This is a genomic window from Ruegeria atlantica, assembly GCF_013032505.1.
Classification (GTDB): Bacteria; Pseudomonadota; Alphaproteobacteria; order Rhodobacterales; family Rhodobacteraceae; genus Ruegeria; species Ruegeria atlantica_F.
Genome location: NZ_WQCG01000027.1, coordinates 1 through 5187, shown reverse-complemented (window position 1 = coordinate 5187; position 5187 = coordinate 1). Strand labels below are relative to the sequence as shown.

The 5187-nt window shown below is 60.7% G+C and carries 4 protein-coding genes; all 4 read left to right on the top strand.

What is annotated here, in order from left to right; translation table 11 throughout:
• Positions 1 to 50 precede the first annotated feature (50 nt).
• The 4 genes from GOW92_RS24675 (at position 51) to GOW92_RS24660 (ending at position 5182) form a co-directional block, all read left to right on the top strand.
• Positions 51 to 716: a sugar transferase gene (locus tag GOW92_RS24675; RefSeq protein ID WP_170566521.1), complete on the top strand. Its 666-nt coding sequence runs from the start codon at positions 51 to 53 to the stop codon at positions 714 to 716.
• A gap of 362 nt (positions 717 to 1078) precedes the next feature.
• Entirely contained in the window at positions 1079 to 3139 is a 2061-nt protein-coding gene (locus GOW92_RS24670) for a YjbH domain-containing protein (RefSeq protein ID WP_254453161.1), read from the top strand.
• Positions 3136 to 3777: a YjbF family lipoprotein gene (locus GOW92_RS24665; protein ID WP_170566518.1), complete on the top strand. Its 642-nt coding sequence runs from the start codon at positions 3136 to 3138 to the stop codon at positions 3775 to 3777. Before GOW92_RS24670 ends, GOW92_RS24665 begins: the two co-directional genes overlap by 4 nt.
• Positions 3767 to 5182 carry a polysaccharide biosynthesis/export family protein gene (locus GOW92_RS24660; protein ID WP_170566514.1) on the top strand — a complete coding sequence of 472 codons (1416 nt, stop codon included), beginning with the start codon at positions 3767 to 3769 and terminating at the stop codon, positions 5180 to 5182. Before GOW92_RS24665 ends, GOW92_RS24660 begins: the two co-directional genes overlap by 11 nt.
• Positions 5183 to 5187: the final 5 nt, after the last annotated feature.

Genomic DNA, 5187 nt, shown 5'->3' with positions numbered 1-5187 from the left:
TCCCTCATTGCGTGTTTAACGATAGATAACGGTTAGGCTTTACAGTAAATATGTTTGATTCCAATTTTTCTGATCACGAGGCGTCTGGTTCGGCTGGTGAGCGGCGGATTTCTGACCCTGTTTCGCGGTCGGTGTTTCATGGTTTCAAACGATCGTTTGATCTGTTGATCAGTGCATTTTTCCTGCTGCCTCTGATGCTGTTGTGTGGTGGTGTTCTGTTGGTTTTGAACCCGTTCTGGAACAAGGGGCCGCTGTTTTTCTCGCAAGAGCGCATGGGCCGGAACTGCAAATCTTTCACGGCGTATAAGTTTCGCTCGATGCGCCCGGTCCAGAAGATCGAGCGCAGCGCGGATTGCCCGCTGGAAGAAGACAGGATCACGCCGCTGGGACGGTTCCTGCGCCGGAGCCGCCTGGATGAGTTGCCGCAAATCATTAATGTTTTCAAAGGGGAGATGAGCCTGATCGGGCCCCGCCCCGATTACATTGAACATGCGCGCATGTACTTGGCGCAGGTCCCCGGATACCAGGAGCGTCACGACGTTCGCCCCGGCATCAGCGGATGGGCGCAGGTCGAGCTGGGCTATATTGAAGGGACAGATGCAACGCATCAAAAGGTTCAGGCCGATCTCTACTATATCGCCAATTCCAGCCTTGCGATGGAGATGCGCGTTGTGTGGCGGACGCTTGCTGTCATGGTGCGCCGCGGCGGGGCCTGATCAAGGACCTTGGTACCGGTGGACCCCCTCGCGCCCAACCGTGGCGGTCGCGAGCATGCCACAGTCAGTTTTGGGCGCGGCAATCGCCAATAAATCCCGTTTTTGATCTGAATCAGGTCCGGATATCGCAACAGCAATTTGAAGGTTTCCTGCAATTCACTCAACCTAAAGTAGAATTCAATTATTGCGATTTCCAATTAAATTACGTGTGGAATTGTATTTGCACCACAAACACAAAGGAAATAAGCCCTCGAGCAAATTGAGGCGGGACGTGGATTGGCGAAAGGTCTAGCCCGTCGTCCAAAAAGCGACATAACGACGTGAAGATTATTCGAGCGGTGACAATCAGGCGGAAGGCCCTCTTGGTCTTTATATGCGCCATTGTAACGGGCATGGCGCAGGCGCAGTCCGTATCGACCTATGGCACACCCGGGCTGATCGAGATTCCCACCGCCGAGATGTTCGATGATGGCACGCTTGTCTTTACCGCCGCAGGTCTCAGGAACACCGCTCGGGCAACGATGACGTTTCAGATGCTGCCCTGGGTGCATGGTAGCTTCCGTTATGCGGTGATTGACGGGTTTGATGGCACGAGCGGCACCCGATATGACCGCAGCTTTGACGTCCATTTCCGATTGCGCGAAGAAAGCAGGCATGGCCCGGCCATCGTGATGGGGCTGCGCGATTTTGGCGGCACCGGCATCTATGCCGCGGAATATTTCGTGGCCACCAAGACCTTTCAGGACCGGTTCAAACTGACCGGCGGCATTGGATGGGGCCGCATGGCAGGGCGCGGTGCGTTCTCGAACCCGCTGGGGATATTCGGCAGCCGGTTCGACACCCGGCCCGCGTCAAACTCGAACGGCCAGGGGGGTGAGGTCGAATTCGGCAACTGGTTCCGCGGCGATGCGGCTTTGTTTGGCGGCGCCAGCTGGCAATATAATGACCGGCTGACCTTTCTGGCCGAGTATTCGCCCGACCTGTACACAGCGGAAGCTGTCAACGACAGTTTCCGGGTTAAATCACCCTTCAATTTTGGTGCCCAATACCAGTTCCGGAACGGTTCGCAGCTGACGGCCTCTTATCTCTATGGCACCTCGCTAGGGCTGACCTACAGCTATTTCGTCAATCCGCGCAAAGCGGTGACACCGGGCGGTCAGGGTGCCGCACCGCCGCCGTTGCTCCCTGAATCGCAGGTCGCCGCCGCGACGGCGAACAGCAGCAGTGGCGACATTCGGGCGCGGATGCAATCTGCCCTGGACCAGGAGGGGGTGCGGCTGGTCTATCTGTCAGACAGCGGCGACACTGTCCGCGTCGGGGTAGAGAACAACCGCTACGGGCAGGCCGCCCAGGCCCTCGGCCGCACCGCCCGCGTGCTGGCCAATACAGAACCGCCCCAGGCCGAACACTTCGACATTGCGCTGATGTCGAACGGCGTGCCGCTGAGTGCGGTGCGCGTCAACCGCGATGACCTCTATGAACTGGAGCATGACCCCGACAACGCCTGGCGCAGCTTTGCCCGGGCCGAGATCTCGGACACGTTGCCGTTGGTGCAGGGCGGTTTCCTCACCGATGCCTTTCCGCATTTTACCTACCGGTTCGGTCCCTATCTGAACTTCTCGTTCTTTGATCCCGACGACCCGCTGCGTTACGAACTGGGTGCCGCGCTGGAGTTGGATTACACCGTGTCGCCGGGCCTGACCTTTTCGACCGGGATGCGCCAGCCGATCCTCAGCACATTGGATGACAGCACCCGCGCCTCGGATTCGACCCTGCCGCATGTGCGCTCGGACTGGAACATCTATGCCCGCGAATCCAACCTGCGGATCGAACATATGACCGCCGAGTATATGTGGCGGCCGGGCGAGGATCTTTATGCCCGCACCACGCTGGGCTATCTGGAAACCATGTTCGGCGGGCTTTCGACCGAACTGCTTTGGTATCCCAACAACAGCCGTCTGGCGCTCGGGGCCGAGGCCAACTATGTCGCCCAACGCGACTTTGACGTGCTGTTTGGTTTTCAAGATTACAACGTCTTCACCGGGCATGTCTCGGCCTATTACGATCTGCCGGGCGAGTATCACGCGCAGGTCGATGTCGGGCGCTATCTGGCCGGCGACTATGGGGCCACCTTCACGCTGGATCGCGAGTTCAACAACGGCTTCAAGGTGGGCGCGTTCTTTACCCTGACAAATGTCAGCTCGGAAGAGTTTGGCGAGGGTTCGTTCGACAAGGGTATCCGGCTGGAAATCCCGGTCTCGTGGTTTACCGGCCGCCCGTCGCGCAACAAGATCGCCCAGACCATCCGCCCCGTCCTGCGCGATGGCGGCGCGCGGCTGAACGTGCGCAACCGGTTGTATGGCGTGACCCGCGAGGCGCGCGCGCAGGATCTGTCGCGCGGCTGGGGGAGGTTCTGGCGATGAAGGTCCTGCGCAGCGCCCTGCTGGCCATGGCCCTGATCTCCTGCGGCGAAGCACAGGAAGATGCCAACCTGTTAAAAAGCGCGTTGTTCCCAAACGCGCCCCGGTTCCATCCGCGCGCCGAAGTCCTTGGCGCGCGCCGCCCGATCCCGCCCCGGCTTGAGGTCGGGTTTCCCAGTCGCGATCTTGCCGGTGTCATGCTGCTTGAGACCGAGCGCGCAGGCGTACAGACCTGGCTGACCGCCGATGGGGCCACCATCACGCTGGAACGTGGCATGCTGACCTCGGCCCTGGGGTTTGGCGACGGCATGTCGGCGTCCGATGTACGCCAAAGCGCGGCGCGGATCCTGGGCGCCGGACCGGGCCGGGCCGAACGGTTCCACAGCTTTCTCGACGGCGATGACGAGGTCAACCTGCGGGCCTATGAATGTCGGATCGACACCCTGGGGCCCGAGACCGTCTTGCAGCGCGGAAACCCCGTCGCGACGGAAAAATGGCAGGAAGAATGCTTCGGGGTGGCGGATCGTTTTACCAACGTTTACTGGGTGCAAAACAGTTCAGGACGCATTGTTCAATCCTCACAATGGACCGGCAACTTCCTCGGCAACATGTTCATAAAGGATGTGCCCAATGACAGCTAAGACTACCAACAGCAGAGGACGTATCGTGCGCCATATTCCACTTCTCCTCAGTTCGCTGGCTCTGAGTGTTGTGATGGCCGGGTGTTCGACAATCTATCGCAGCCCGTCAGTCACCGCAGGCGTTTCAGACGCCGGTAAAGTCCGCGTTGTACCGGTCACGCCCGAGACCGTGCTGGTCGCCAACCGTTCGCCTTATTCGCCCAAGACCCTGCCAACGGTGTTCGGACTGTCCGCCGGATCCGGCTCCTCCACCAGCCTGCGCGGCACCGGCCCCCTGCCCGAGGCACCGTCCACCCAGGACGGGTCGCGCGCCGGGCTGCAGCTGGACCCGCCGCCGCAGGTCAATCCCGGCCCCTACACCATCGGCATCGGCGACGTGCTGGTGCTGTCGACCCCCTCGACCCAAGGCACCGCCGGAGAGCTGTCGGGCCTGCTGGCCGCACAGAACAGCCGCAACGGCTATACCGTGCAGGATGACGGCTCGATCAACATCCCCGATGTCGGCCGCGTCCGTCTGGTCGACCTGACCGTGGATGAGGCCGAGGCGCTGCTGTTCCAGCGCCTGGTGGAAAACCAGATCGACCCCACCTTCAGCCTGGAAATCGCCGAGTTCAACTCGCGCCGCGTCTCGGTCGGCGGCGCCGTCGGCCAGCCCGGCATCCAGCCCATCACCCTGACCCAGCTGACCCTGGGCGAGGCGCTGGCGGCCGCAGGATCAGTCTCGGTCAGCGATATCGACAATTCCTCGGTCCGCATCTACCGCGACGGGCAGATGTATCAGATCCCACTCGAAGACCTGTATTCGCGCACCGCATTGCAGAACCTCAGCCTGATCGCCGATGACTCGGTCTTTGTCGATACCGACTATGATCTGGACCGGGCCGAGCGCTTCTTTGCCCAGCAGATCGCGCTACGCGAAACCGTGCTGGAAGGCCGCCAGACCGCCCTGCAAGAACTGAACGTGGCCGTCAACCTGCGCCGCGCCGACCTGGACGAGCGCCGCAGCAACTACATCCAATCAATCGAGCTGGACGCGGTTGACCGCGACTATGTCTACCTGTCCGGCGAGGTGCGCACCCAGGGCCGATATGCCCTGCCGTTCAACCAAACCGCCACCCTGGCCGATGCCCTGTTCGACACCGGCGGCGGCATCGCCAAGGAAACCGGCGACGCATCCGAAGTCTACGTCCTGCGCGCCTCGCAGGACGCGCGAGAATTCGGCGCCGTAACCGCCTGGCACCTCGACATCCGAAACGCCGCACAACTCACCCTCGCCGCACAATTCCAGATGCGATCCAACGACATCATCTTCATCGCAGAAAACCCCGTCACAAAATGGGGAAGAACAATCAGCCAAATCACACCCTCAATAATAACAACTCCCATCAACGCTGCAGTGAACTAGGTTGC